This is a genomic window from Geobacter sp. SVR (assembly GCF_016865365.1).
Classification (GTDB): Bacteria; Desulfobacterota; Desulfuromonadia; order Geobacterales; family Pseudopelobacteraceae; genus Pelotalea.
Genome location: NZ_AP024469.1, coordinates 1,952,501 through 1,977,912 on the forward strand (window position 1 = coordinate 1,952,501; position 25,412 = coordinate 1,977,912).

Sequence of the window (25,412 nt, forward strand, 5' to 3'; positions counted from 1 at the left end):
CACCGTAACTTCGGGATAAGGTGTGCCCTCATTAGGTGTAGCGATTCGCACGTGAAGCCGAAGAGGGTCGCAGAGAAATGGCGGTAGCGACTGTTTACTAAAAACACAGGACTCTGCTAAGTCGTAAGACGATGTATAGGGTCTGACGCCTGCCCGGTGCTGGAAGGTTAAGGGGATTTGTTAGCGCAAGCGAAGCTTTGAACCGAAGCCCCAGTAAACGGCGGCCGTAACTATAACGGTCCTAAGGTAGCGAAATTCCTTGTCGGGTAAGTTCCGACCTGCACGAATGGCGTAACGATTTCCGCGCTGTCTCAACCAGTGGCTCAGCGAAATTGAATTCTCGGTGAAGATGCCGAGTACCCGCGGTAAGACGGAAAGACCCCGTGAACCTTTACTATAGCTTGACAGTGACATTCGGAATAGCTTGTGTAGGATAGGTGGGAGACTATGAAGCTGGCACGCTAGTGTCGGTGGAGTCGTCCTTGAAATACCACCCTGGTTGTTTTGGATGTCTAACCTGGGCCCGTAATCCGGGTCGGGGACACTGTCTGGTGGGTAGTTTGACTGGGGCGGTCGCCTCCCAAAGAGTAACGGAGGCGCGCGAAGGTTCCCTCAGCCCGATTGGAAACCGGGCGTAGAGTGCAATGGCATAAGGGAGCTTGACTGCGAGACCCACAAGTCGAGCAGGTACGAAAGTAGGTCATAGTGATCCGGCGGTTCTGTATGGAAGGGCCGTCGCTCAACGGATAAAAGGTACTCCGGGGATAACAGGCTGATCTCCCCCAAGAGTTCACATCGACGGGGAGGTTTGGCACCTCGATGTCGGCTCATCGCATCCTGGGGCTGAAGTAGGTCCCAAGGGTTTGGCTGTTCGCCAATTAAAGCGGTACGCGAGCTGGGTTTAAAACGTCGTGAGACAGTTTGGTCCCTATCTACCGTGGGCGCAGGATACTTGAGAAGAGCTGTCCTTAGTACGAGAGGACCGGGATGGACGTACCGCTAGTGTTCCAGTTGTGCCGCCAGGCGCAGTCGCTGGGTAGCTATGTACGGAAAGGATAACCGCTGAAAGCATCTAAGCGGGAAGCCTCCTTCAAGATTAGGTATCCCTGGGTGTAACAACCCCTGAAGGCCCGTTGTAGACCACAACGTTGATAGGCTGGGTGTGTAATCACAGCAATGTGTTTAGCTGACCAGTACTAATCGGCCGTGAGGCTTGACCATAAAAATGAAATACGGCTCGGGGGAAGGTCTCCTTCCCCCAGGCCGGATATATCCACCAGATATACAGCCTGAACAAACACCACGAATGCAATTGATAACGATTTGTAGAGACGTTTGCCCAAATGTCTTTACTGCCGATTTCTCGGTGGCTATGCCGAGGGGGCCACACCCGTTCCCATCCCGAACACGGAAGTTAAGTCCCTCAGGGCCGATGATACTGCACGGGCAGCTGTGTGGGAAAGTAGGTCGCCGCCGGGAATAATTACAAAAAGAGCCCTGTTCATCATTACGATGAACAGGGCTCTTTGCACGTCAGCGTCGAAACCGCTTCGGCATACCCCACGTAGGTGTGTCGTGCAAAACATGTAGGTCTCCATATCCTGCACAATTGTATCGGAATCCGGCAAAGGCGCCGCCATTCAGTGAATGGGGCGCCTTTTTTTATACCTCAGGAGGGGCCGTGAACAAGGAACTTATCGAAAAACATGAACGGGTCCTGCTGAGGGGCATGCCGGATGTCGAGCAATGCCAGGAGATGCTCAGCCGCCTGGACAGGCAGTGGACGCGGGCCACACTCACCGGCAAGATCAATTGCAGCCGCATTGCCCAGACGCTGATCGACTTCATCAACGGTACCCAGGCCAATTTTTCGGTCTTGCAGGAAAATCTCGTCGATACCCTGGTTCAGGAAAACACCCAAAAGGTAATCCTCGAAATCGCAGCCGTTGCCCAGGTGGCCATTGACATTCTCAAGCGCAACCTGTTCGAGCGCACGGCCGACGTGGGGTTTTTGGCCACCGATGACGACATCGTGCAGTTTCTTTTGAGTCCGGCTTACGACCGTAACGCTTTGGCCTGCCACGACAATGTAGTCTCTGGCATGTTCTCGGACAGCGCCGCTACAGCCCACATAGAGGAACGGCTTCTCGAATACCGCAATAAATACACCGTCTACACCGAGATCATCATTCTCGATGTGGCCGGGCATGTGCGGGCTCATCTCGACTACGACAACCCCATATCCCACAGTGCTGATCCGCTCATCGCCGAAACTCTGGCCGCCCCTTCCTATGTCGAGACCTACCGCCAAAGCGACCTGGTTCCGGGGCGCGGAGACGTGCTGCTGTATTCTCAGGCCATCAAAGACCCCACCACCGGCACAGCCATAGGCGTGCTGTGCCTGGTCTTTGATTTCAACGGCGAAATGATGAGCGTTTTTCAGAACCTGGAAAATTTCTCCGAGGATACGGTCATCCTGATCCTCGACGAAACCGGGAGGGCCATCGCCACGAGCGATCCAACCAAGGCTCCTGGCGGCCGGCGCTATCCCTTCTCCCTGCACGATGACTTCACCATGATCCAGCTCGACGGCGAGCCCTATCTGTCCAAGACTCTGGCCACCAAAGGCTACCAGGGATTTTGGGGCTTGCCTTGGTATGGACAGGTCCTTAAACGTGTGGGCACCGCCTTCAAAGACGGCTCCAGCCGCCACAGCCTGGACGAGGCCACCATACGTCGCAACGCCATCTTTTCCGGCCGCCTGATCAGGGTTGAGGAGGCCTCGGAGGATGTACTGTCCGATCTGGAATTGATGGTGCAAAATGGCGAGATCATGGCGGCCAGGAAGTCCGTGCAGGCTGACGCCACAGAGCGGGTCGAGGCTCAGGCTCTGCCCTATGTCTTAAGCGAGATCAAAAAGATCGGCGATCAGGTGCAGCAGGTTTTCCAGGCTTCGACCGGCGGACTGCTCAGGCTCGTCACCTCCTCGCGCCTGCATGACGTGCAGTTTCTGGCTGCCCTGGCCATCGACATCATGGACCGCAATCTCTACGAGCGAGCCAACGACTGCCGTTGGTGGGCACTGACCTCGGATTTCCGGCGTATGCTGGAAGAAACCACCCTGCGCGAGGCCGATCGCCATCGCATGCGCGAGATACTGACCTACATCAACAGCCTTTACACGGTGTACCCCAACCTCTTTGTCTACAACCGCGAAGGAAAGATCCTGGCCTGCTCCAACCCGGACGAACACCGCCAGGAAGGCCGGATGCTGAATGAGCGTTATGTGGCCGAAACCCTTGCCATCAGCGACTCCCAGCTCTACCGCGTCTCGTCCTTCGAGGCCTCGGACCTTTACGAGGAGCATGGCGTGGCGCGGCACACCTACATTTACAATGCTCCCATCACTTCCCTCACCCGCGGAGGAGCGGTGCTGGGCGGCATCGGCATCGTCTTCGACTCCGTGCCCCAGTTCCTGTCCATGCTGAACGACGCCCTGCCGCGAGACGGCATGGGCCACATCCTGGACGGTTCGGAAGGGATGTTCGTGGAGCCCAACGGCAAGGTAATCGCTTCCACCAATCCGGATATCAAACCCGGGGACAAGGTTGATCTGGCCAGCATCTTCTGTCAGCTCGACAGCGGCCAGTCCACCTCGCATCTGGTATCCGAGAGTGACAAACTCTACGCCGTGGGCTGCGCTCATTCCGCCGGCTACCGCGAGTACAAGCGTGACGGAGCCTACGTCAACGATCTGCTGGCCGTCATCAAGGTGCGTATCTGAAGGAAAACGTTATACGCATTCCTCTTTTCGAATAGGGGAAGCTACATCCTTCAGGGCTGTTGACACTACACGGGAAGCTGCGCGGGAAAGCCGGGCGCCAGGAATAATAACGTCGTAAAAGCCCCGTTCATCACGACGATGACGGGGCTTTTTGCATTTCAACGCGGGTACTGCAGTACTACCTGCTTGATAAGGTGTTGCTCTTTATCCAGGTCTCCCCCCTCTCGATAGCCCACACGATATCTACAGTGAAATCGGGAGGCGTACAGCTTCGGTGGATTAACACCAGTCAAAGCCCTGTAGATAACGTTCCAAAATTATTTTGACGCTATCAAGAACAAGATGCTACGGTTATGCTTTCATAGAAACGCTTTCAAACAATCTTGACTGTTTGTAATACATCGCGAAATCCATGGACAATCAAATCGTAAGTCTGAGTTTGGATCTCTTCGAGCGCCTGGGGCTGCTGGCAATCGTCTTCTTCCTCATGATGCGGTTCGAGCTTTGCCGTAGGCTTCTGACCGGCACTGCCAATGGATGGGAGAAACTGATATATGCCGTTTACTTCGGCTTGGCCGGTGTTCTTGCCAATTATTACGCCTTTCCCGTGCAGGGAGCCATTGCCAACCTGCGCGGTGTCCCGGTTGCCATGGGAGGGATTCTGGGGGGACCGCTGGTCGGGCTGGCGGCTGGTCTTATTGCCGGCAGCCATCGTTTCTTTGTCGATATCGGCGGCCTGACTTCTCTTGCATGCGGTATCGGTACCCTGCTGGAAGGGGTGGTGGCTGCACTGGTCTACCGCAGCCTGCAACGCAAACAATACGATGCCGCGGTTGCCTTTCTGACCGGCGTGGTCATCGAATCGATCAAGATGGGCATGATACTGCTGCTGGCTCGGCCGTTCGACAGTGCGCTGGCAGCGGTTGAGGCGATTGCCCTTCCGACGATCCTTTCCAACGCGTTCGGCATCGCCATCCTGGTGGAAGTCCTTGCCTCCGTGACACGGGAGCAGGAACGCTTGATGGCTCAACAGGCCCAGATTACCCTTTCGATCGCCTCCAGCACACTTCCCTACCTGCGCCATGGGCTTACCCATGAATCTGCCGTCAGAACCGCCCAGATCATCCGCGACATGACCGGGCTCGCCGCGGTATCCCTGTATGGTGAAAACGAAATACTGGCTCATGAAGGACGGGGACCTGGACAATCCACCGGGGATGGGCCGGCGGCTATCGTTCAGCGCGTCCGGGAATCAGGAAGCCTTACCATAGCCGCCACCCGGGAGGAAATCGGCTATCCCGGCCAGCCGGGCGAATTCGGTTCGGCCATTGCAGCCCCCCTGAAAAAGTGGGACAAGACCGTGGGGGTTATGGTGCTGTACCGCGTGGAGGAAAAGGGTGTTACCCGGCTGGACGTCGAACTGGCCGGTGGTCTCGCCCCCCTCTTTTCCAGCCAGTTGGAGCTGGGGGAGATCGAAACACAGCGCAAGTTGGTGGCGGAGGCGGAGATCAAGGCGCTCCAGGCTCAGATCAATCCCCATTTTCTCTTCAATGCCATCTCCACCATCATCAGCTACACCCGCACCGATCCTCAGACCGCTTCCTGTCTGCTGGTCAAACTGGCGGAATTTTTCAGAAAAAATATCAGTCCCTCTGGCGACCGGGTGGACCTGGCCACCGAACTGGAACACTGCGACGCCTACGTTGCCATTGAAAAGGCCCGGTTCGAGGAGCGTCTAGCCGTTGTCTACGAGGTTGATGAGGAAACCCTGTCGTGCAAGGTGCCGTCACTGATACTGCAACCGCTGGTGGAAAACGGCATCCGCCACGGCATCCTGCCCAAGGAGGGGGGCGGCGTGATCCATGTGGGAGCTCACAGAACCGGCGATACGGTCAATATCTACGTCAGGGACAACGGTGTCGGCATGGCGCCGGAGCGAATCGCCCAGCTGCTCGTGCCCGGTCCCGGGCCGCGTTCCGAAGGGGGACTTGGTCTGGCCCTCCGGAACGTGAACGGCCGCCTGGCTGCCCTGTACGGCAAGGAGAACTCCCTGCATATCTCCAGCGAGCCCGGCAAAGGGACGACCGTGCGGTTCTGCATACCGGTGATCCCATGAGGATATCGGTCTACATAATCGACGACGAGGCTCCGGCCCGCAGAGAATTACGTTACCTGCTGGAGCAGATCGACGGTGTGACCATTCTGGGGGAATCTTCGACCCCCTCCCAGGGACTGAAGGGAATCAGGGAAACACGACCGGACATGGTTTTTCTGGATATTCAGATGCCGGGACTGAGCGGCATCGACCTGGCGCAGATGCTTGCTGAACTGCCCAATTCTCCCCAGATCGTCTTTGCCACCGCCCATCATGAGTTTGCCGTGGAGGCGTTCGATGTGGATGCCACGGATTACATTCTCAAGCCATTCACCATGGAGCGGGTTGCACACTCCATCAACAAGGCGGAAAAATCCATGCGCAGCCGCCATGGCGACGGTCATACCATCGGCAACGGTTTTCAGGAAAGTGCAGGTCTTGCTGCGGGCAAGCGTCTTCTGGTGCACAAGCGGGGTAAAACCCTCCCGATCGCCCCTGAAGATATCCTTTTTATCAGCCGGACCGAACGGGAGACTCTGGTGCACACGGCGCGGGAAACGTATATGTCCCGCAGCAGCCTCTCCGCCCTGGAAGAGGTTCTGGCGCCGTTCTCGTTCGTCAGGGTGCATCGCAACACCTTGGTCAACCTGAAGGGTATCATCGAGATCATCCCCTGGTTCAGCGGCAGTTGTAAACTGGTGATGAACGACGCTGCGCGCAGTGAAGTCCTGGTCAGCAGGTACAATGCCAAAGATCTGAAAGAACGCCTGATTCTGAGCTCATAGCAGTCCCGACATTCCCAATTCTCCTCCATCCTCACTTTTCCTCTGGCCATATCAACCATTCAGCACGTAATCGTGCCATTCAGCACCCCTTTTGTGCCACTCGGTACGTTCTGCTTACCCGCCATCATCCTCTTCGCTATAGTAAGGTCACGAAGTCTGGCGCTCTTCTGAGCCCCGGCACAAGCCGGCATCGGGAGAAGGGCTCACAGGACTTAACCCGAAAAGAAGGAGATCAAACCATGATGGAAGAACTGATCGAATCGGCTGAACAGGAGCGGGGGGGAGTGAGCCGGCGGAGTTTTATCAAGACCGCTGCGGTGGTGGGTGCCGGCATGCTGGCGGTGCAGGCTGCGGGCCGCAGTGAAGCCCAGGCTGCCGAAGATTCCAAACAGGCGGCCAAGAAGGCTTCGGATGCTGCTGCAGGCGGGGGAGCCAAAAAGCTTTCCGACGTGCTCAAGGTTGCCCGGGAAAAGATGTATCCGCGCTGCCGGGTGTGCCCCGAGTGCGACGGGGTAGCCTGTTCCGGAGAAGTACCCGGCATGGGGGGAATCGATTCGGGCAAGGCCTTCCGCAATAACCTTCAGGCCCTTGCCGCATATAACCTCAGGATGCTCACGTTCCATGAGGTTAAAAAACCGGACACCTCTCTGACCCTGTTCGGGGCAAAGCTCTCCATGCCCATCCTCTCAGGGGTCACCGGCGGTGTCACCTATAACATGGGCTTGGGGGGAAAGGTCAGCGAAGAGGAGTACGCCGAGGGAATCATCGGTGGCTGCGTCCAGGCCGGTACCATGGGATTTGCCGCCGACGGTATCGGTGATCCGCTGTCGGTGTACGAGACGCGGCTGAAGACGGTGGCCAAGTACCGTGGCCGTGCTGTGGCGCAGATCAAGCCCCGCACACAAACCGAGATTATCGAGCGCATCCGGCTGCTGGAACAGGTCGGTGTTCCCATTTTCGCCCTGGACATCGATTCGGCAGGCCGCGCATCCCGTGCCCTGCCGGGTAAAACCGTTGAGCCCAAATCGCTGAAGCAGCTCAGGGAAATTGCCCGGTCCACCAAACTGCCATTCGTGATCAAAGGGGTCATGACCCCCGAAGAGGCGGTCATGGCCTATGAAGTCGGCGCCGCCGGCATCGTAGTGTCGAACCACGGTGGCCGGGTACTGGATCATACCCCGGGAACCGCTCAGGTATTGCCGGCCATTGCCGACAAAGTCAAAGGGAAACTATTGATCCTGGCGGATGGTGGCGTGCGATACGGTGGCGATGTGTTGAAGATGCTGGCCCTGGGAGCCAGTGCCGTTCTTGTGGGGCGTCCGTTGGTCAGAGGCTCGGTTGGTGGTGGTGCCGAGGGGGTGGCGCTCATGCTGAAGAAGATGCAGGACGAATTGGTGGTAGCTATGACGTTGACCGGTACGGCGGACGTGAAAAACGTAAGCAGAAGCATCATCATCTGAAGGGCATCCGGAGGAGGGCCGGGGCGGGCACTGAGTGTCGCTCCCCGTTTCGCCACATAGGGGAGACAATCATGAGATACGTAACATCATGCGCAATCGGCGGGCTGCTCATCCTGCTGGCCGGCACCGTATCTGCCACGGGAGGGGGCAAAGCCTTGCTGTACGGCGGGGCAGGCCAGGGAAAGGTAATCTTCGATGGGCGGCTGCACGCGTCAAAGGGCCTGGTCTGCGCGGATTGCCACAGTGCGCTTTTCAATACATGGAAAAAGGACCTGATCACCATGGACGATCATTTCAGCGACAAGGGCTGCTTTGCCTGCCACAACGGTACCAAGGTGTTCAACGAGTGCGAACAGTGCCACCGGAAGATGTGAATTCGTCGCCACATACGATAGGTCTGGAAAGGAGAACCTGACATGAGAATTACCCGTCGAATCACCGGAATCTGCGGTGGTGCTCTGCTGATGCTCGTTCTGGCGGTGAACTCCCGGGCTGCTGAAGTCCGGCTGAGCGGCGCCGCAAGCGTCGTCAGTGATCTGATAACCCCGAACAAGGCTGTGGTGGAAAAAACTACCGGCCACACCTTAACGGTGACAACGAGTACTGCGGGCAAGGGGCTGATCGACCTGGTGGAGGGGCGCAGCGATGCCTCTCTGGCTTCGGCCTCCCTGGAGGCAACCATTCAGGCTGCCAAATCCGCCGGACTGAAAGATGCACCGGCCAACCTGAAGCTGCATGTGGTCGGCACCTCCGAGGTGGTATTCATTGTCCACCCGTCAAACCGGGTCACCAGGTTGAGCTGGGAACAGATTCGGGACATCCATACCGGCAAGATCACGAACTGGAAAGAGCTGGGGGGCAAGGACCTGCCAATAACGGTTTATACCGATGCCAAGGCCAGTGCCACCAGGGGGCTGATAAAGCAGATGGTCATGGGGGGACAGGAGTATGCCTCTCATGGAAAAGCCGTGGACTTTGTCAAAAAGGTGAACGACGATGTGGCCCAAGATGAGGCCGGTATCGGCGGACTGGGGATCGGTTTCGTTGACCGGAATAAGGTAACCATCGTTGAAAGCAAAAAGGTGGAGCGCCCCTTTGCCTTTGTCACACTGGGTGAACCATCTGCCCTGCTGCGTACGGTTATCGATGCCTACGCACAGATTGGAAACAGAAAATAACCGTCAGCACACGAGTCAGGGAGGTTGGTATGTTTGGATTGGGAATGCCGGAACTATTTATTATTCTGACCTTGGCACTGTTGATTTTCGGGCCGGCGAAACTTCCCCAGTTGGGGGCCTCTCTGGGGGGAGCCATCAGAGGATTTCGCCGGGCCGTTGACGAACCGGTCAGGCTGGATTCGGAACAGAAACGCGAAGCAGACTCGTGAAACAACAGGCCGGCATGTCACTCGTGTATACCCGCCGTGTCACAAAACAAACGTCCCATCATTCTTATGAGTGATGGGACGTGATGGAAATGTTATTTGTCCCATTCTCTCCCCGCCTCTCCCCTTCACAAAATTTCATACATTTTGATACATCCACTCCGGCTCCCTCGCCCGAGGTTGGCCGGACGCCTGGCAAGCGGCGATTCATTTGCTTTTATCCTGTTCAGGGTGTACACATTACCCATCGGAATCTACCGGAGTGGCGGGCTATGGCGGAAGACCTGAGCGGGTTGAGAATCGACAAGACGGGGGGTGACTATCGACCTCGCCGCCGCTGGAAACGGCTTGCCTGGTGGCTGGGAGGGGCATGTGTGGCGCTGACCGCGGTGCTGGCCTTCAAAGGGCTTTTTTCCCCGCGGGTCGAGGTGGAAACGGCGGTGGTTTCCCAGGTCTATCCTTCCCAGAGCTTCAGCCTGCTGAATGCCAGCGGATACGTGGTGGCCCAGCGCAAGTCGGCGGTGGCGGCCAAGACTACCGGCCGCCTGGTATGGCTCGGGGTGGAGGAGGGGAGCCGGGTCAGGGGCGGGCAGGTCATCGCCCGCCTGGAAAACGAGGATGTGACGGCCAACCGGAGACAGGCGGCGGCCAACCTGGTGAACTCCCGTGCTGTCCTGGCGCAGGCTGAGGCGGAGTTGAAGGATGCCACCCTGACCTTTAACCGCAACAAAGAGCTGCTGAGCCAGGGGGTGGTGGCCCAGGCCGACCTGGACGCCAGCGAGGCGCGCTACAAGAGGGCCGTGGCCGGGGTGGCAGCGGGGCGTGCGGCTATTGACGCAGCCCGGGCCGCCCTCAGGGGGGCCGATGTGGCTGTCGACTACACTCTCATCCGGGCCCCTTTCGACGGCGTGGTGCTGACCAAGGATGCTGACGTGGGGGATATCGTCACTCCCATCGGTGCGGCGGTCAACGCCAAGGCGGCCGTGGTAACCATGGCTGACATGGGCTCGCTCCAGGTGGAGGCGGATGTCTCCGAGTCCAGCCTGCAAAAGGTCAGGCAGGGACAGCCCTGCGAGATCCAGTTGGACGCCCTGCCGGAAACCCGCTTCAGCGGGACGGTACATATGATCGTTCCCACTGCGGACCGCTCCAAGGCAACGGTGCTGGCCAAGGTCCGTTTTGACCGCCTGGACAGCCGCATCCTCCCGGAGATGAGTGCCCGGGTGGCCTTCCTGCAACGGCAGGTGACGGCGGACGAGAAACGGCCGCGCACGGCGGTCAACCCGGCGGCTGTGGTCAAGCGCGACAACAGGGACTGCATCTACCTGATTGCAGGTGACCGGGTGAAGGAGGTCCCCGTGACCGTGGGGAGGCGCATCGGCGACCAAGTGGAGATTCTGGCCGGGGCCAAGGCAGGGGACAAGGTGGCCCTGAAGCCGCTGGAGCGGCTGAAGGACGGGAGCCGCATCAAAACGGCGGAGAAGTAACGTGGAGCGCGGCACGCTACCCCCCATAGTCGAGATTCGCGACCTCTCCAAGTCGTACCGCCGCGGCAGTCAGCTCATCCCGGTGCTGGAGCGGATATCCTTCGCCATCTCCGAGGGGGAGTTCCTGGCCCTGATGGGGCCGTCCGGATCGGGCAAGAGTACCCTGCTCAACCTGATCGCCGGCATCGACAAGGCCGACAGCGGCACGATCCGGGTGGGCGGGGTGGAGATCACCTCTCTGACGGAGACGGAACTGGCCCTTTGGCGAAGCGCCAACGTCGGCTTCATCTTCCAATTCTACAATCTGATGCCGGTCCTGACCGCTTTCGAGAACATCGAGTTGCCGCTGCTGTTGACCTCCCTTTCCCGCAAGGAGCGCAGGGCGCACGTGGAGCTGGCCCTGGAGGTGGTCAACCTGACCGACCGCAGGGACCATTACCCCTCCCAGCTCTCCGGAGGCCAGCAGCAACGGGTCGCCATTGCCCGGGCCATTGTCAGCGATCCGGCCATCCTGGTGGCGGACGAGCCGACCGGCGACCTGGACCGGGTCTCGGCCGAGGAAATCCTGTCCCTGATGGCGCGGCTGGTGGGAGAGTTCGGCAAGACCATCATCATGGTGACCCACGACCCCCGTGCCGCGGACAAGGCCCACACCATCCGGCATCTGGAAAAGGGTTTGCTGACCGGCTAGATTACACCTGCCAGGAGACACGGAGACACAAAGGACCAGAGGTTGCGCAGGAAAGGAGAAGCAAAGCCGGGGCGTAACTGCAAACGCTTTAACAAAAACTTCCAATGATTTTGTTTCTGTGGCAAACGTCTGAAGGTCCCCATGATCCTCAAGCTCATCATCCGCAATGCCTTCCGCCATCGTCTGCGTACGATTCTGACCGTGATCGGCGTGGCCATCGCCATCCTGGCCTTTGGCATGCTGCGCACCCTGGTGGGGCTCTGGTATCTGGGGGTGGAGCGTTCATCCGCAACCCGCCTGATCACCCGCAACGCCATCTCTCTTGTCTTTCCCCTTCCGCTCTCGTACCTGGAACGGATCCGCGGCATTGCCGGGGTGAAGAGCGTCTCCTACGGTAACTGGTTCGGCGGTATCTACATCGATGAGAAGCATTTTTTTGCCAACGAGGCCGTGGAACCCAAGAGCTTCCTGGAACTTTACCCGGAGTTCGTTCTTTCTCCGGAGCAGCGCGAGGCGTTCATCCGCGACCGGAAAGGGTGCATCGTCGGCAAGCGGCTGGCCGATACCTACGGCTGGAAGCCGGGTGATCTGATCACCCTGCGGGGCACCATCTTTCCCGGCCAGTGGGAGTTCGTCCTGCGGGGGGTCTATCGGGGGGCCGAGCGGAGCACCGAGGAACGGGCTCTCTTTTTCCACTGGGACTATCTCAACGAAACCCTGAAAAAGACCGTTCCGCGCCGGGCCGGCCAGGTAGGGTTCTACGTGGTCGGCGTGACCAGGCCCGAGGTGGCGGCAGAGGTGGCAGAGGCAGTGGACCGGACTTTCAGGAACTCTCTGGCCGAGACCCTTACCGAGACGGAGCGGGCCTTTCAGCTGGGTTTCGTCTCCATGACCGAGGCCATCATGATCGCCATCCAGATCGTCTCCTACGTAGTAATCGTGATCATCATGGTTGTGGCGGCCAACACCATGGCCATGACGGCCCGGGAGCGAATCGCCGAGTATGCCACCCTCAAGAGTCTGGGGTTCGGGGCAGGGCACATCGGTATCATTGTCTTCGGCGAGTCCCTGTTCATCTCCTTGATGGGCGGTCTGCTGGGTGTTGTGCTCACCTTCCCGGCCGCCCAGTGGATCGAGACCGAGCTGTCCCAGTACTTTCCCTATTTCAGCATCTCCATGACTACCATCGGCCTGGATCTGGCTATTGCCTGCTGCGTGGGGGGCGTGGCGGCGGTCTTTCCCACCTGGCGGGGAGCCACCATCCGGATCGCCGACGGGCTGCGGAGGATCGGCTGATGGCCATTCCCTGGTCCTACAGTCTGCGCAACCTCTGGACCCGTCGCCTGACCACGGCCCTGACTGCCTCGGGCATGGCCCTGGTGGTGTTCGTGTTCGCCGCAACCCTGATGCTGGCCGAGGGGTTGCAACGGACCCTGGTGGCAACCGGTTCCTACGACAATGTCATCGTCATCCGCACGTCAGCCAACTCCGAGGTGCAGAGCGGCGTCGAGCGCGATCAGGCAGCCATCGTGGAGAGCCTGCCCGAGGTGGCCGTGGGGGCGGAGGGCCAGCCGCTCCTGGACAAGGAACTGGTGGTCCTGATCAACCTGACCAAGCGGGGCACCACCAAGCCGGCCAATGTGGTGATCCGGGGAGTGGGAAAAGCCGGGCTGGCGCTCCGTCCCCAGGTGCAACTGATCGCGGGGCGTATGCCCCGGCCCGGCTCGGACGAGGTTATTGCCGGCAAGAGCATTGCCGAGCGCTTCCAAGGGGGAGGGATCGGAGAACGGCTTCGTTTCGGCATGCGCGATTGGACGGTGGTGGGTACCTTCAGCGCAGGCACGACAGGGTTCAACTCGGAGATCTGGGGGGATGTGGACCAGCTCATGCAGGCTTTTCGGCGACCGGTCTACTCCTCGGTGCTGTTCCGGCTGCGGGATTCGTCCGAGTTCGAGCGGGTAAAGTCGAGCATCGAACACAATCCGCGCCTGACTCTGGAGGCCAAGCGTGAAACCCGCTACTATGCCGACCAGTCCGAGATGATGGCCAAGTTCCTCCGCATCCTCGGCCTGACCCTGACGGTGATCTTCTCTCTCGGGGCGGTGATCGGTGCCATGATCACCATGTATGCGGCCGTTGCCAACCGGGTCATCGAGATCGGCACGCTACGGGCACTGGGATTCAACAGGGGGAGCATACTGACCGCCTTTGTGCTGGAGGCGCTGTTTCTCGGCCTGGTGGGCGGTCTGCTGGGAGTGGCCTGCGCCTCGTTCATGCAGTTGATCACCATCTCCACCATGAACTGGCAGACCTTTGCCGAACTGGCCTTCAGCTTCAGCCTGACCATCGGAATTGCCGTCAAGTCTCTCGCGTTTTCACTGGTGATGGGGTTCGTGGGGGGCTTGCTGCCGGCGGTGCGGGCAGCGCGGATGAATATCGTGGAGGCCCTGCGGGCGACGTGAGGGATGTCGATCAGATCCGCATCAAGGACTGGCACCCGCGCTATAATTGCGGGGAATGGTGAGGGTGCGGGTACGGTGTAGCGTCGCCCCGCTGAACCTGGAAGGAGGCGAGCACATGATACAGCTCAAGCGGGTCTACGAGCCGGCTGACAGTCGGGACGGCAGGCGGTTTTTCGTGGAGCGGCTCTGGCCGCGGGGGATGAAGAAGGAAAACCTGGTGATGGAAGGGTGGTTGAAGGAAGTGGCGCCTAGTGAGGCCCTGCGGAAATGGTTCAACCATGACCCGGCCAAATGGGCGGAATTCCGGCGGCGCTACATCGCCGAACTGGAGGGTAACCGCTCTGCCTGGGAGCCCCTGCTGGAGGCGGCCCGACAGGAGAAGGTCACCCTGCTCTACAGCACCCACGACCAGGAGCATAATAATGCCCTGGTGCTCAAGGACTTCCTGGATGGGCTGCTCAGGGCGCGTTAGCGTACTGTACACCACGCCTTTTGGTGGGCCGAGGGGGCCCTTTCAGATGATGGCATGGTGGGCTATGATGGACTCAAAGCTGCGCATTGCCGCCAGATAACGGGTGTCCTCGGCATAGGTGGTGGGGTAGACCGGCGGAACGGGACAATGATTCAGATCATCGTCTACATGAACGAAGGTAAAAAGGCACGAGTTGGATAAGGCCTTGCTGGTGCGGTCACGGCTGAGGCGTTCGATGTTGGCTTCTACGCAGACGAAGCTGCCGGTGGTATACACCACTTGGCTGGTGAAGTGAAGCTTGTCCCCCAGGCGGACCGGGTGCAGGAAGTTGATTCGATTGACTGCGGCGATGATGGAGCGGCCGGGGGCCACCAGCTCCGAGCAGATGGCGGAAAGTTCATACGCTCGCCTGATCAGGTAACCACCGAAGATCATCTGCGGGTTATACTCCTTGGCCGGATACATGCGCTCCCATGCGCCGACCCTCATTCGGCTGGCCAGGAGCCCGGAAAAGCCGATGTCGTCCTGTGCCTGGTGGAGCGAGGCGAGCATCAGGAATTCCTCCCTGCTGGGGGGCTCCTGCAGAGCTGCCTGTTGCTGCTTGTACTCTTCACGCCGGGCCAGGGCCTTGTTGGCTCGATTCTTTTCTATCCCACCATCGTATTCCAGCGGCGGAAGCGACACGCTGACCGCATCGGCGCCCGTTCCGGAGCGTGCCACCATGGTGAAATAACAGGAAGCGATGTGGTTGGCAGGGTCTCCCGGCTGTTCCACCCGGATGCCCACCTCAACCGAGGAACGTCCCACATGGTTGATACGGGCCTGGCATATCAGGTCTTTGGTCACATCGGCGGCATGGCGAACGAAGATGTTGTCGATGGCCGCCGTCACCACCCACGCCTGGGGATGGAAGCGGTTCACGTAGGCCAGGGCCGTTTGTTCCGCCACTTCATCCAACAACTCCAGCAGCAGACCGAAGCGCAGATTTCCCTGGAGCGCTTCGTCCACCACCATGAAGCGGCGGCGCAGTCCGGCGTCGCTGCCGAGGGGCAGGGTCCGGTAGAAGGAGGTTTCGGAGGGATGGGGCATGGCGCGGCTCCTTTACGGAGAAGATGTCAGAGACAACGATACTGAGTGTACCAAGCCCCTGTCATGAGTAAAAGGAAATTTTATGCGCCATTTTCCTCCGATATCCTGTGCCCCGGGACAGCTTCCGCTTCAGGAACATTCCGATATGCCGCGCCGTTGTGCGAAGCGTGCGGATCCCCGCGCAAAAGGAAGGTCCCGATTCCCTCCAGGCCCTGACCGCGCCGTAGATAACAACCACATATGCGATGAATACCAATGGCTCCATGGTATCCCCCACGGCTGAGGGGCCCCCTCAGCCAAGCCTGTCGCGATCGCTTGCCTTATCGCTCTTCAGCAGTACCGAAAGATGTGTTTCCAGAGTCTCATCCAGATGTTTGAACTTTACTCCGACACCGGGAGGTCTTCCCCATCCGTACGTCTGGATGTTGATGACCACCACCTCGATGCTGAATCCGAAATCAGGGAACAACACGATTGCCTCGTCGCCGACCACAAACGTTTCAGGGTTCGTATCCACAACGAACATGCCGTTCCAGGAGATGTTCCGGGTAAAACCCCGCGCAGCGACTTCCCGTGCCCGTGCGGAACTGATCAGGGTCGGGACGACTATCTCTCTGCGTTTATACTCCCTGAGCCTCCTTGGCACGAAATTCACGCAGGTTTTGTTCAGAAATTCGACCAGGTTCGCGGCCTGCTTTGCGTCGCCGGCCATGGTCATCGGCACCAGTGTTGCGCCAAGCGCTTTCACTCTCAGGACAGGGAAAAAATTGACAAGAGAGCAGGCCACGACCTTTTCCTCCCCCTTGGCTCTGATGATCGTCGTCAGATCAACAAGCACCCCCTTGAAAATCTCCTGAACGGCCCTGTCCTCCGCTTCCTGGAAGGTGGCACAAGTAACCGCCGCGACATTGAGTGTCCGGAGGCTGTCGGTGAAGGAACAGCGGACCCTGTCGTCGTATGCGATTGCCAGGATGGGATGCTCGCGGAATATCATCGGCGCTGCCTCTCCTTGTATCCTCCGGCATGGATTCCCTATTCTTCTTTTGTAAGGGACAATCCCACCAGAAATCTCTCCGTGCCGACAGTGAACGGCATTACAACGCAGTCACCCACCGACAGGGTCTCGATCGTGTACTCCTCTCCCGCGATTATGGTCGGGATCGAGAGCCTGACGTCCAATCCCCCTTTGGAAAGCACCTGCTTGACGTTGCCGGCCAGCATGTTGGCGATCTCGCCGATAGCGTCGTGCACGTCGTCACCGACCTCATGGCACTCCAGGCCGAGCATGCTGCCGGTGATCATGAGTGCCAGGGGTACCGGGCAATGAATCGAGATGGTCCCGGAATAGGTGCCGGCAAAGCCCACCAGGCCGGTTATGGAGCATTGAAAGTGATGCACCGGTGTATTGAGTGGATAATCGTCCTCCGGATTCATCATCACCATGGTTGAAAACACTTCATTGGTGGCGTCAATGACATACCGGGCAAGCTGTTCCTCGGACAAGTGCACCGCTGCTGAGATTTCCGGGTTGAGACTCATAGCAGGCCTCCCAGTTTTTCCTGAAGCTGTTCGGGGGTGAACGGTTTCTTGATGCTGCAGGTGGCACCGCTGGAGATCGCCTCTGCGATAACGTCCTCTCCCCCTTCCGTGGTAATCATGACAATGGGAATGGCACACCCCTGTGCCCTGACGCATTTGACGAGCTCGATACCATCCATGTTGGGCATGTTGATATCCGAAAGAATGAGCCCTACGTTCTTTCCGGAAGAGAGGATGCTCAATCCTTCAAAGCCGTCGCCTGCCTCGTAGATTTCATCCACCCTCAAGCCGGCCTGCCGGAGAGAGCGGGAGATGATCTTCCGCATGGTACCTGAGTCGTCCACGATCATGATATTTGCCATACCAACATCCTTTCTTTATCAACATCCTTTCTTTATCAGGCGGCGCGTTCGGGGCCGCTAACTCAGGGCAGCCGACACCCGGACCTGGCGGACAGCACAGACTTCCGGGATACGCGACGTTTGAGACCGTAGACAAAAAGCAGGATACCGGTGATGATGCACCCCTTTGACAGCAACATCCCCACCCTGACGACTTCACTGGACAACATTCGTGCACTCCTTTCCCAGCGGGATTTCCGTAACAATGTAGTGCTTCATGGTAGCGCCGATCCCCGACCCCGGAAACCCGGGAAACGGGGCGGGGAGCATCGGGAATTTCCCGATGGCCTGCCCCGGGGGCGCCACAGTCTGTCCAGCCCCGTGTGTATCCTCTGCCTGAGCCGCTCGCGGGAATCCGGGTCCGAGCAGTCCCGCACAAGGGTCTGCACTATCCTGACGCAGGCCGTCCTGCCGTTGGCGCTCATCTCCAGGATATGGACATCCCGGCACCCGAAGGCCCGGCCGTCATAGAGACAGATGCCTGTCAGCCGTATGTTCATGGCTTCGGCGCAGTGGTTGGCGAGCTTTCTGAGCACCCGCGCCTCTTCCCGAAACCCCGGCGTACCGTCCGATACCCCGTCCTCACCAATGATGATCATATGGTCCTCCTCGTGCGGCAGGATGCCGGGCAGCCCTCCTGTCCGGTGGCGCCGGCATCGCCTTGAAATTGGTTCCGGCACCTTACGGCGAAGCGAACTGCAATCTCCCGTCGCCATGGAACATCCGCTCCAGATCCAGAATCACCAGAAGCCGTTCAGCCTGGTTGATGATGCCGCAGATGCACTCCTGGTCGATCCCGCCCGCGGCCACGACGGGTGACGGCTGGATTTCTCCCGCAGAGACTCGGATCACCTCCGATACCTCATCCACAACAAACCCCGTCAGCTCTCCGGCCACGTCCAGGACCATGATCCGGGTCTGGAAACCGCTGCCGATCTCCGGCAGGCCGAATTTTTTCCGCATGGAGACAATGGGTATCACCTTGCCCCTCAGGTTTATGACGCCATCCACAGAGTGCGGTGCGTTCGGCACCTGGGTGATGCCCGGTAGCCGGATGATCTCCCGGACCTTGAGGACATCGATGCCGTACTGCTCCTGGTCGAGATTGAAACTCACCAATTGGATCAGTTCGTGTGCCGACCCGTCGGCCGTTATCGGTGCAAGCGCGGTTGACATGGCGTTTTCCTCCTTGTGCGGGAACTGGTGCGACTCTCTTCTTGTTACGTAGCTCCCGCGGCCGGACTTGTGCGGTTCATGAAACCTCAAAGGTCCGGCCATCGCATCATTGGAGCCTGAAACGCCCCACGAGCTCCTGCAATTGCTGGGCTTGGGCCGCCAACTGGGCCGCCGAGTCCGCTGTCTCGTCGGCTCCGTGCGCCGTCTGGTGGATCACCTCGGTGGTGGCAAGGATGTTTCTCGTCACATCGCCGGTCGTGGCATACTGCTGCTCCGCAGCGGTGGCAATCTGGTTTATCTGCATGGATACCTCATGGATCCGGCTCAGGATGCCGTCAAGGGCCTGGCCGGACTTCCGGGAGGAGCGGGTTCCCTTCTCCACTTCGTGCACCCCCCTCCTGCATGGCCATCACTGCCGCGTTGGTCTCGTTCTGGATCGCCTTGATCATCTCGCCGATCTCCCGGGTGGCCTTGGTGGTCCGCTCAGCCAGGGCCCGCACCTCGTCGGCCACCACCGCGAAACCGCGTCCCTGCTCCCCGGCCCGGGCCGCCTCGATGGCGGCGTTGAGCGCCAGCAGGTTAGTCTGGTCCGCGATGTCCTCGATGGTGCCGATAATCGCGCCGATCTGTTCCGAACGCGAACCAAGGGCCTCTATGGTCTTGGAGGTCTGCTCCACCCGGCCGGCTATGACGCTCATGCCGGCAATGGTCTCCTGGACGACGCCGGCCCCTGTGTTCGCGGCCTCCGCCGTAGAGTGGGACGCTTCGGCGGCCATCTGGCAGTTGCGCGAGATCTCGTTGCTGGTGGAGGACATCTCCTCGCTGGCCGTGGCAACCGCGTTGATCTGGGCGACGACCTCCTCGGCGCTGGTTGCTATCTGCTTGGACGTATTCTGGAGCTGCCCGGACGCGCAGGCGAGGTTGCCCGATATCTCCACGGTCCGGGAGATCATGTCCCGCAGATTGGCGACCATTTTCGACATGGCCGACATCAGTTGACCGACCTCGTCACCGGACGTCACCTCGACCGATACGCCGAGATCGCCCCCGGCAATGGCATTGGCGATGCGAACCGCATTCTTGAGCGGGTTGGTGATCGCCTTGGTGATGAAGTGCGAACAGGTGATTCCCACCACTACCAGCAGAATACCCAGGCCGACCATGACGGGCACGATGGTCCGCAACTCCCGCGAGAGGCGCACGTTGTTAAGGCCCAGCACGAGATAGCCGTTCTGGATGGCGTCGTTCGAGGTCAGGTCGATCTTCGCCGCCAGGGAGAACCCGTCGAGATCGACCACCTCGCCCCGTTTGGCGGGCGGATGCGCCGCAAGCTTCTTCAGGGCCTGGTCAAAGGAGAACGACTCATATCCCTTTGCCTTCATTTGCTGCGTCAGGCCGTACTCCCCCTTACTTCCCTGGACAACCACGGCCACGGCACTCACGTCGGCATCGCTGGCGAGAAGTCCCCTGAGGACCTTTTCCGCGTCCTCCGCCACGCTGTACTGCACTGCCTGCTTTATCGTCTCGGCCGTGATCGTGGCAAGGCTGCCCCCTTTTTCCTTCAGGGAGGAGATGCCGAAATAGCGCACGTCATATATGGCAACGCACACCATGGATGCGACCGCAACCACCAGTATGGTAACGATGGTCCTGAATACTTTCTGACGGATCTGCAGATTTTTCGTTATGTTCACGTGTTCATGCACTCCTTGCTGCAGGACGGCAGGGTAGGGAGAAAAAACAAACCCGATAACCCCGGTTATCGAGAAGCAGGCGGGGTTACCGGGCAGGGGAATTACCGGGAGATGCATTCAGGCGCAAACCTACTTTGCGTAGATTCCGCAGCCGATGACCATGCCATCCACAAGCTCCACAAAGGAGAGCTTATCCATGATCCTGTGGTTGTCCGCAGGGTTGAATTCCTTGTACTGTATCCATCCGCTGCCGCTCTTGTGCACGAGGTCGGTCCAGTCGCGGATCCAGTACTTGCCGTCCGGGTCCTTGTCGTTCCAGCGGTTCTTGCCCGTCAGTTCGAGCCGTACCCCATGGGCCAGGACAACCCCCTTCTCGTCATAGACGAAGATGTAGAGTCCCTTCTTCGTCCCTTCCTTGTAATGGAACCTGCCGTTGGGGCTTCTCACCTCGCTGAAGAACTTATCCCTGCCGTTTTCCTTCGCAAAGGCGACCGCCTGCTTCACGAGCGCCTTTGCGTCGTTCTTGGTGGGCGCCTCCGGCTCCGCAAAAGCGCACACGCCGAAAACGATCACAAGGCATATTGCCAGTACCATTCTGAACCGCATAAAGAACCTCCCTCTGAAAAGTGGTGTGTGCCGAATGTATGGCAAAACCCGGAAGCGGCGCTACTCGGGAAATTACCCGGCAGGGCAGGAAAATTCCCTAGGGGTTCCGTGCCCCCATAGGCACTACGACCCATGCCCCCTCCCGTTTCATCCGGGATTCGGCGGTTCAATGATCCTGAAAAAGGGTATTTGAAACACGGAGAGGATTCAGTCTCTGCGGAAAGTCGGCAGGGACCTGGCCGGACAGTGCTGAACCGGACACTGCCGGCAGGGGACATATTCCTTGAGCCCCCGGAAGACCGGGCAGTCGTAAAACTGATTGAGACAATAGTCCTGCCGGATCGTGTCCTGTTCGGCCAGATCGTTGTACAGGCATTCGAGAAAGGGGTTAGCGATGTTCGGGCATTGTATGCACGGCTTTTTCATTATTTCCTCCGACAGGCCGGACAGCGGGTAGGGCCGCCGGCTGATAACTACATCAACCCCTTGCTCGCGAGGAATGGACCATACTTCTTGTCTTCGCCCATGATGTGGAGGGTAAGCCACTTCTTCAGAAACTCCAGCAGATTGGACGGCAGGGCCGTGCCCTGAACAAATTGTTTCCGTATGTCGGCAACCTGCGCTACCAAGGCGTCATGGAGCTTTTTGTGGGCCATGTACTCCGGGTAGTTGTGGAGCCTCATCTGCGATTCTTCCGACGCAAAATGCTGACCGGTATAGTTCACGAGTTGGTCGAGGATCTCGCCGACCACGTGATTCCCCATGCCTGCCTTCATGGCATCGTGCAGGTTGTTGACCATGTCCACCAGTCTCCTGTGGTCGTTGTCGAATCTTTTGATACCGGTGCTGAGCGAAGCGTTCCATTCCATCAATGCCATTACTTCCCTACCTCCGTTGGTGATGTTATTGCCGTGATTCCCGGGTGAATGCGCCCTCCTGGTCGCGGTAGCCGATCCTCACGCCGCCCCAGTGCTTGCCGTTGACCAGGAGCGGCGTCGAGATGTCGTTCATGATCTCGCCGGTGTCGCGGGCGTAGGTCTGGAGCAGGAGCGGCTCGGTATTGCTGCCGGCCCGCAGGCCGGTGCGGTCGTTGAACTTGCGCTTGGTCCGGTTGTTCTGCAGGTCCACATCGCGGTCGCCGGTCAGCGGCCTGCTGTAACGCAGGTTGTGGGAGGGAACATACCCGGAGGTACGGTCAACGCAGATGGCGAAGGCGATCCTGCTGTCCCTGCCGAGGATCTCCTCCTAGAGCGGGGAGATGATCTCGTCGAAGAGCCTGTCAAAGGGGGTGCTGAACTTCTGCGGCCAGGTGCCGGGTATCGGCTGGTAGTCGGTGCTGAACAGGGCCTCCGGGGATATCCTGTTCTCGGCCACGGCCCTTTCGAGCGCCGCCGCTGCCGTGTCGCGCAACTCCATCAGCAGCTTCTTGATGGCGCAGTGGTAGTTGTCCACATTGAAGCGCCCGACCGTGGCGTAGATGTGTTCGGCGGCCAGGGAGATCTGGCCGAAAGTGCCGGCCAGGTGCTCCATGTGGCTCTGCGTCTGCGTGGCTGTTTCGGAGACCTGGTGGATCTTGGCGGAGATTTCTCCGGTGGTGGCGCTCTGTTCCTCGGTGGCGCCGGCAATGGAGTCGATCATATCCGCCGATTCCGAGGCCAGGTTCCGGATGCCGGCGATCTGGGTGCTGACCCGGCCGGTGGTGGCGATCCCCGTATCCACGAGATCTTTCGCGTCCTCGATGGAGCTCATGGCCTCCCGGATATCGGTCTGGATGCTCTTGATGATGTCCGCGATCTCCCTGGTCGAGGCGGAGGTCTTGCCGGAGAGCACCTTGACCTCGTTGGCGACCACGGCGAAGCCGCGCCCGGCGTCGCCGGCGCGCGCCGCCTCGATGGCGGCGTTGAGGGCCAGCAGATTGGTCTGGTCGGCCACGTCCTCAATCAGGCCGAGGATGGTGCCGATCCGGTCCGACGAGTCTCCCAGCCGCACCATGACGGTCAGGGTCGTGTCCACGCCGGCCCGGATCCGGTCCATGCTGGCGGCGGCATCGGAAACCACCCCCTGCCCGTCATGGGCTGCACCGTCCACCCTGCGGGAGAGCTCCGAGGCCTTGATGGTCGTGCCGGCCACGTCGTTGAGGGTGGCGGCCATTTCCTCCGACGCGACGGCCACCGATGCGGCCAGTTCCCTCTGTTCGGCAATGGCGGCGCTCAGGCGGTCGACCCCGCCCATGGTGCGGCAGGTAGACAGGGCGATCCGGCCGGCCTGTTCGTACAGGGTGGAAATTATTTCATTGAGCTTGGCAACCAGGTGGTTGATCCCGGAACCCAGCCTGCCGATCTCGTCCCTGGTGCGGACGGGCAGCACGATGGTCAGATCTCCTTCACCCTGTGCGAGCATATGGACTGTTTCCGACATTTCCAGGACATTGCGGATGATCGTGCCCCGAAAAAAGAGGTACATGCCTCCCAGGAGCAGCAGAAAACAGGAACCGCCCAGGCCGCAGAGGGTCAGCATGAGGCGTCGGGTGTCCCGGTAGCCCTGCTCCAGCGAGGCGGTCAGCATGACCGCCCCCACATGGCCGGTTTCCGTGTGGCACTGTCGGCAACGCTGCTCGTTCCGCAAGGGGGTGACGATGGTAAGTATGTGGTCGCCGTTTGCGGCCTTTTCCGTGATCGCGCGTTCCGTGTCGTTCCGGAACGCCTCCAGGACGCGCTGATCCTGCGTCGGATCGTTGCCCCGCTGTCTGGCTTCCCGATTGAAGATCCTGAGATCGAGCACATCGGCCGTACCTTTTACCTGCGAGATATAGCGGTCGAGCCCCTCCTGGTCGGCCCTCATCATGTAATCGTCCACCACCCGCCTGATCAGGACCGCGGAATCGCGCGAGGCGCGCGTCTGCTGTTTGATGCCGGAAGCCATGCTCAGCCAGAGTGTGGTGATGCCCAGGATGGTGAAACCGATGAACAACGTCAGGCCGATGATTCCGAGGATTTTAAGGGAAAGCGAATTCAGCATGAAGATTCTCCTGGGGGATGTGTGCAACGCGAAGGCGGTGTTCCCATGCTCTGCCGCCACAGGGACGCCTCGATTTCGTCCTCCAGCAGCGCAGCTCCGAGGCCGCATGCCGCCGCGATCCGGTCGGCTGTCCGGAAATCGCACCGCTCGACCGCCTCGGCCAGCCGCATGATCTCGCCGATCGCTCCTTCCCGCGAAAGAAGCGCCATCCGCACCCGCTCATGAAGATTCAGCTCTTCCACGACCACGGACATAGGCAGGTCGTGCATCCGGTCGAGCACGGACAGGATGCCGGTCAGAAACGCGGATCCCGGGGCGTCGGGATCGTGCGCGAGCTGCGGGTGCCGTCCGGCCGCAACCTCCATGAACCTGGCACGCCACCCGGCGATATCGAGCAGGGGATTCTCTTCTCCCTGTTCGTCGTGGCCCGCAAAGACAGCCAGTTGCACCCAGCGCCGCAATTGGCGGCGCCCCAGGATCGAGATGGCATGCCGCACGGTACCGATCTTGGCACGCATGCCGAACGTCACTGAATTGACCAGTTGGAGCAGGCCGTATGAAAGTCCCGGATTGCCCTTGACGATCTTTTCGATCTGTTCGGTCTCGGCGTCGCTCGCCACCTGACGGAAAAGGTCGAGCAGCACGGCACCCGACAGGGCGGCGCTTTTCTTCTTCAGGACCACGGGACGCGCGAAATAGTAGCCCTGGAACAGGTCGAACCCCAGCGACCTGCACCACTGGAACTCATCCTCGGTCTCGATCTTTTCCGCAACGAGCCGCACCGGCCTCTTTTTCAGGATGTCCACCTGTTCGGTCAACTCGCCCCGCGACAATGCCCGCACATCCAGCTTGACGATGCCGGTCACGTCGTATATCTCCGCATAGTCTTCCCGGAATACGTGATCATCGAGCGCGATCGTGAATCCTTCGCGGGCCAGCTGCACGCACCTGTCCACCACCCCGGCATCCGGTTCCACTGTTTCCAGAAGCTCGATCACGATCCTGTCGTTGGGCAGAAGGCTCATACTGTCGGACATGAGCAGGTCGGCATCGACGTTGATGAACCCCTGCTTGTCGTTCAGGATACCGTTCAGGCCAAAACGCGACAGCGTGTTCACGATCACCTCTGCCGTGGCCCGGGAGGCATCGCCGATACGGGCCTCCTCCTGGCCGGAAGTCCTGAAAAGAAGTTCGAAGGCAACGATCAGGCCATCCCTGTCGAAGATTGGCTGGCGACCCATGTGGCAGTACTCGGTGAAGCTTGCCATG

Annotated in this window: 26 protein-coding genes and 2 rRNA genes (1 of these 28 cut by a window edge); 14 read left to right on the forward strand and 14 right to left on the reverse strand. The window is 59.5% G+C overall.

Annotated features, from left to right (window positions below; genetic code table 11):
* From GSVR_RS09035 to GSVR_RS09100, 14 genes are all read left to right on the forward strand, one after another.
* Nucleotides 1-1,221, forward strand: a 23S ribosomal RNA gene (locus GSVR_RS09035); it begins 1,730 nt to the left of the window's first position.
* 141 nt (nt 1,222-1,362) lie between these two features.
* Nucleotides 1,363-1,479 (forward strand): 5S ribosomal RNA (rrf, locus tag GSVR_RS09040).
* A gap of 202 nt (nt 1,480-1,681) precedes the next feature.
* Nucleotides 1,682-3,784, forward strand: coding sequence for a cache domain-containing protein (locus tag GSVR_RS09045; RefSeq protein WP_173196669.1), 2,103 nt, complete (start codon nt 1,682-1,684; stop codon nt 3,782-3,784).
* A gap of 412 nt (nt 3,785-4,196) precedes the next feature.
* Nucleotides 4,197-5,900 carry a LytS/YhcK type 5TM receptor domain-containing protein gene (locus tag GSVR_RS09050; protein WP_239077495.1) on the forward strand — a complete coding sequence of 568 codons (1,704 nt, stop codon included), beginning with the start codon at nt 4,197-4,199 and terminating at the stop codon, nt 5,898-5,900.
* Nucleotides 5,897-6,664 (forward strand): LytTR family DNA-binding domain-containing protein, encoded by a 768-nt coding sequence (locus GSVR_RS09055; RefSeq protein WP_173196667.1) that lies wholly within the window; start codon nt 5,897-5,899, stop codon nt 6,662-6,664. The genes GSVR_RS09050 and GSVR_RS09055 overlap by 4 nt, the downstream gene beginning before the upstream one ends.
* A 239-nt stretch (nt 6,665-6,903) precedes the next feature.
* Entirely contained in the window at nt 6,904-8,124 is a 1,221-nt protein-coding gene (locus tag GSVR_RS09060; RefSeq protein ID WP_203978848.1) for an alpha-hydroxy-acid oxidizing protein, read from the forward strand.
* A 71-nt stretch (nt 8,125-8,195) separates the two neighbouring features.
* Nucleotides 8,196-8,498 (forward strand): c(7)-type cytochrome triheme domain-containing protein, encoded by a 303-nt coding sequence (locus GSVR_RS09065; protein WP_173196665.1) that lies wholly within the window; start codon nt 8,196-8,198, stop codon nt 8,496-8,498.
* 42 nt (nt 8,499-8,540) lie between these two features.
* Entirely contained in the window at nt 8,541-9,302 is a 762-nt protein-coding gene (locus tag GSVR_RS09070; RefSeq protein WP_173196663.1) for a substrate-binding domain-containing protein, read from the forward strand.
* 29 nt (nt 9,303-9,331) lie between these two features.
* The gene (locus tag GSVR_RS09075; protein ID WP_173196661.1) at nt 9,332-9,511 is read left to right on the forward strand and encodes a twin-arginine translocase TatA/TatE family subunit; all 180 of its coding nucleotides are present in this window, start codon (nt 9,332-9,334) and stop codon (nt 9,509-9,511) included.
* A 269-nt stretch (nt 9,512-9,780) separates the two neighbouring features.
* On the forward strand, nt 9,781-10,995 hold the full coding sequence (locus tag GSVR_RS09080) for an efflux RND transporter periplasmic adaptor subunit (protein WP_173196659.1): 1,215 nt from the start codon (nt 9,781-9,783) through the stop codon (nt 10,993-10,995).
* 1 nt (nt 10,996) lies between these two features.
* Nucleotides 10,997-11,686, forward strand: a complete 690-nt coding sequence (locus GSVR_RS09085; protein WP_173196657.1) for an ABC transporter ATP-binding protein — start codon at nt 10,997-10,999, stop codon at nt 11,684-11,686.
* A 141-nt stretch (nt 11,687-11,827) separates the two neighbouring features.
* A complete protein-coding gene (locus tag GSVR_RS09090) occupies nt 11,828-12,982 on the forward strand; it encodes an ABC transporter permease (protein WP_173196655.1) in 1,155 nt (384 codons plus the stop codon).
* Nucleotides 12,982-14,148, forward strand: coding sequence for an ABC transporter permease (locus tag GSVR_RS09095; protein ID WP_173196653.1), 1,167 nt, complete (start codon nt 12,982-12,984; stop codon nt 14,146-14,148). The genes GSVR_RS09090 and GSVR_RS09095 overlap by 1 nt, the downstream gene beginning before the upstream one ends.
* 115 nt (nt 14,149-14,263) lie before the next feature.
* On the forward strand, nt 14,264-14,620 hold the full coding sequence (locus GSVR_RS09100; protein ID WP_173196651.1) for a DUF488 domain-containing protein: 357 nt from the start codon (nt 14,264-14,266) through the stop codon (nt 14,618-14,620).
* Between the two features lie 42 nt (nt 14,621-14,662).
* Here GSVR_RS09100 and GSVR_RS09105 read toward each other — a convergent pair whose 3' ends face one another.
* The 14 genes from GSVR_RS09105 to GSVR_RS09160 form a co-directional block, all read right to left on the reverse strand.
* Entirely contained in the window at nt 14,663-15,709 is a 1,047-nt protein-coding gene (locus GSVR_RS09105; RefSeq protein ID WP_173196649.1) for a hotdog domain-containing protein, read from the reverse strand.
* A gap of 292 nt (nt 15,710-16,001) precedes the next feature.
* Nucleotides 16,002-16,703, reverse strand: coding sequence for a PilZ domain-containing protein (locus GSVR_RS09110; RefSeq protein WP_173196647.1), 702 nt, complete (start codon nt 16,701-16,703; stop codon nt 16,002-16,004).
* A gap of 38 nt (nt 16,704-16,741) precedes the next feature.
* The gene (locus GSVR_RS09115; protein WP_173196645.1) at nt 16,742-17,248 is read right to left on the reverse strand and encodes a chemotaxis protein CheX; all 507 of its coding nucleotides are present in this window, start codon (nt 17,246-17,248) and stop codon (nt 16,742-16,744) included.
* On the reverse strand, nt 17,245-17,610 hold the full coding sequence (locus tag GSVR_RS09120) for a response regulator (RefSeq protein WP_173196643.1): 366 nt from the start codon (nt 17,608-17,610) through the stop codon (nt 17,245-17,247). Before GSVR_RS09120 ends, GSVR_RS09115 begins: the two co-directional genes overlap by 4 nt.
* A gap of 254 nt (nt 17,611-17,864) precedes the next feature.
* On the reverse strand, nt 17,865-18,248 hold the full coding sequence (locus GSVR_RS09125; RefSeq protein WP_173196642.1) for a hypothetical protein: 384 nt from the start codon (nt 18,246-18,248) through the stop codon (nt 17,865-17,867).
* Between the two features lie 82 nt (nt 18,249-18,330).
* The gene (locus GSVR_RS09130; protein WP_173196640.1) at nt 18,331-18,825 is read right to left on the reverse strand and encodes a chemotaxis protein CheW; all 495 of its coding nucleotides are present in this window, start codon (nt 18,823-18,825) and stop codon (nt 18,331-18,333) included.
* A 106-nt stretch (nt 18,826-18,931) separates the two neighbouring features.
* The gene (locus tag GSVR_RS22030; protein WP_239077496.1) at nt 18,932-19,129 is read right to left on the reverse strand and encodes a hypothetical protein; all 198 of its coding nucleotides are present in this window, start codon (nt 19,127-19,129) and stop codon (nt 18,932-18,934) included.
* Nucleotides 19,130-19,160: 31 nt separating this feature from the next.
* Complete coding sequence (locus GSVR_RS09135; protein WP_239077497.1) at nt 19,161-20,519, reverse strand: methyl-accepting chemotaxis protein; 1,359 nt, start codon at nt 20,517-20,519, stop codon at nt 19,161-19,163.
* A gap of 129 nt (nt 20,520-20,648) precedes the next feature.
* A complete protein-coding gene (locus GSVR_RS09140; protein WP_173196638.1) occupies nt 20,649-21,125 on the reverse strand; it encodes a cache domain-containing protein in 477 nt (158 codons plus the stop codon).
* Between the two features lie 207 nt (nt 21,126-21,332).
* A complete protein-coding gene (locus GSVR_RS09145) occupies nt 21,333-21,551 on the reverse strand; it encodes a hypothetical protein (protein ID WP_173196636.1) in 219 nt (72 codons plus the stop codon).
* Between the two features lie 47 nt (nt 21,552-21,598).
* On the reverse strand, nt 21,599-22,003 hold the full coding sequence (locus tag GSVR_RS09150; protein WP_173196634.1) for a bacteriohemerythrin: 405 nt from the start codon (nt 22,001-22,003) through the stop codon (nt 21,599-21,601).
* A gap of 25 nt (nt 22,004-22,028) precedes the next feature.
* Entirely contained in the window at nt 22,029-22,253 is a 225-nt protein-coding gene (locus GSVR_RS22035; protein WP_239077498.1) for a hypothetical protein, read from the reverse strand.
* 117 nt (nt 22,254-22,370) lie between these two features.
* Nucleotides 22,371-24,143, reverse strand: a complete 1,773-nt coding sequence (locus GSVR_RS09155; protein WP_239077499.1) for a methyl-accepting chemotaxis protein — start codon at nt 24,141-24,143, stop codon at nt 22,371-22,373.
* The gene (locus GSVR_RS09160) at nt 24,137-25,411 is read right to left on the reverse strand and encodes an EAL and HDOD domain-containing protein (protein WP_173196632.1); all 1,275 of its coding nucleotides are present in this window, start codon (nt 25,409-25,411) and stop codon (nt 24,137-24,139) included. The genes GSVR_RS09155 and GSVR_RS09160 overlap by 7 nt, the downstream gene beginning before the upstream one ends.
* Nucleotide 25,412: the final 1 nt, after the last annotated feature.

Bases quoted from the DNA above. Each gene is read 5' to 3' on its own strand.
- GSVR_RS09105 (WP_173196649.1), bottom strand. From the start codon at position 15,709: ATGCCCCATCCCTCCGAAACCTCCTTCTACCGGACCCTGCCCCTCGGC.
- GSVR_RS09095 (WP_173196653.1), top strand. From the start codon at position 12,982: ATGGCCATTCCCTGGTCCTACAGTCTGCGCAACCTCTGGACCCGTCGC.
- GSVR_RS09115 (WP_173196645.1), bottom strand. From the start codon at position 17,248: ATGAGTCTCAACCCGGAAATCTCAGCAGCGGTGCACTTGTCCGAGGAA.
- GSVR_RS09155 (WP_239077499.1), bottom strand. From the start codon at position 24,143: ATGCTGAATTCGCTTTCCCTTAAAATCCTCGGAATCATCGGCCTGACG.
- GSVR_RS09110 (WP_173196647.1), bottom strand. From the start codon at position 16,703: ATGATATTCCGCGAGCATCCCATCCTGGCAATCGCATACGACGACAGG.
- GSVR_RS22030 (WP_239077496.1), bottom strand. From the start codon at position 19,129: ATGCAGATAAACCAGATTGCCACCGCTGCGGAGCAGCAGTATGCCACG.
- GSVR_RS09060 (WP_203978848.1), top strand. From the start codon at position 6,904: ATGATGGAAGAACTGATCGAATCGGCTGAACAGGAGCGGGGGGGAGTG.
- GSVR_RS09130 (WP_173196640.1), bottom strand. From the start codon at position 18,825: ATGTCAACCGCGCTTGCACCGATAACGGCCGACGGGTCGGCACACGAA.
- GSVR_RS09140 (WP_173196638.1), bottom strand. From the start codon at position 21,125: ATGCGGTTCAGAATGGTACTGGCAATATGCCTTGTGATCGTTTTCGGC.
- GSVR_RS09055 (WP_173196667.1), top strand. From the start codon at position 5,897: ATGAGGATATCGGTCTACATAATCGACGACGAGGCTCCGGCCCGCAGA.
- GSVR_RS09070 (WP_173196663.1), top strand. From the start codon at position 8,541: ATGAGAATTACCCGTCGAATCACCGGAATCTGCGGTGGTGCTCTGCTG.
- GSVR_RS09080 (WP_173196659.1), top strand. From the start codon at position 9,781: ATGGCGGAAGACCTGAGCGGGTTGAGAATCGACAAGACGGGGGGTGAC.
- GSVR_RS09065 (WP_173196665.1), top strand. From the start codon at position 8,196: ATGAGATACGTAACATCATGCGCAATCGGCGGGCTGCTCATCCTGCTG.
- GSVR_RS09150 (WP_173196634.1), bottom strand. From the start codon at position 22,003: ATGGCATTGATGGAATGGAACGCTTCGCTCAGCACCGGTATCAAAAGA.
- GSVR_RS09075 (WP_173196661.1), top strand. From the start codon at position 9,332: ATGTTTGGATTGGGAATGCCGGAACTATTTATTATTCTGACCTTGGCA.
- GSVR_RS09145 (WP_173196636.1), bottom strand. From the start codon at position 21,551: ATGAAAAAGCCGTGCATACAATGCCCGAACATCGCTAACCCCTTTCTC.
- GSVR_RS09160 (WP_173196632.1), bottom strand. From the start codon at position 25,411: ATGGCAAGCTTCACCGAGTACTGCCACATGGGTCGCCAGCCAATCTTC.
- GSVR_RS09120 (WP_173196643.1), bottom strand. From the start codon at position 17,610: ATGGCAAATATCATGATCGTGGACGACTCAGGTACCATGCGGAAGATC.
- GSVR_RS09090 (WP_173196655.1), top strand. From the start codon at position 11,828: ATGATCCTCAAGCTCATCATCCGCAATGCCTTCCGCCATCGTCTGCGT.
- GSVR_RS09100 (WP_173196651.1), top strand. From the start codon at position 14,264: ATGATACAGCTCAAGCGGGTCTACGAGCCGGCTGACAGTCGGGACGGC.
- GSVR_RS09050 (WP_239077495.1), top strand. From the start codon at position 4,197: ATGGACAATCAAATCGTAAGTCTGAGTTTGGATCTCTTCGAGCGCCTG.
- GSVR_RS09125 (WP_173196642.1), bottom strand. From the start codon at position 18,248: ATGATCATCATTGGTGAGGACGGGGTATCGGACGGTACGCCGGGGTTT.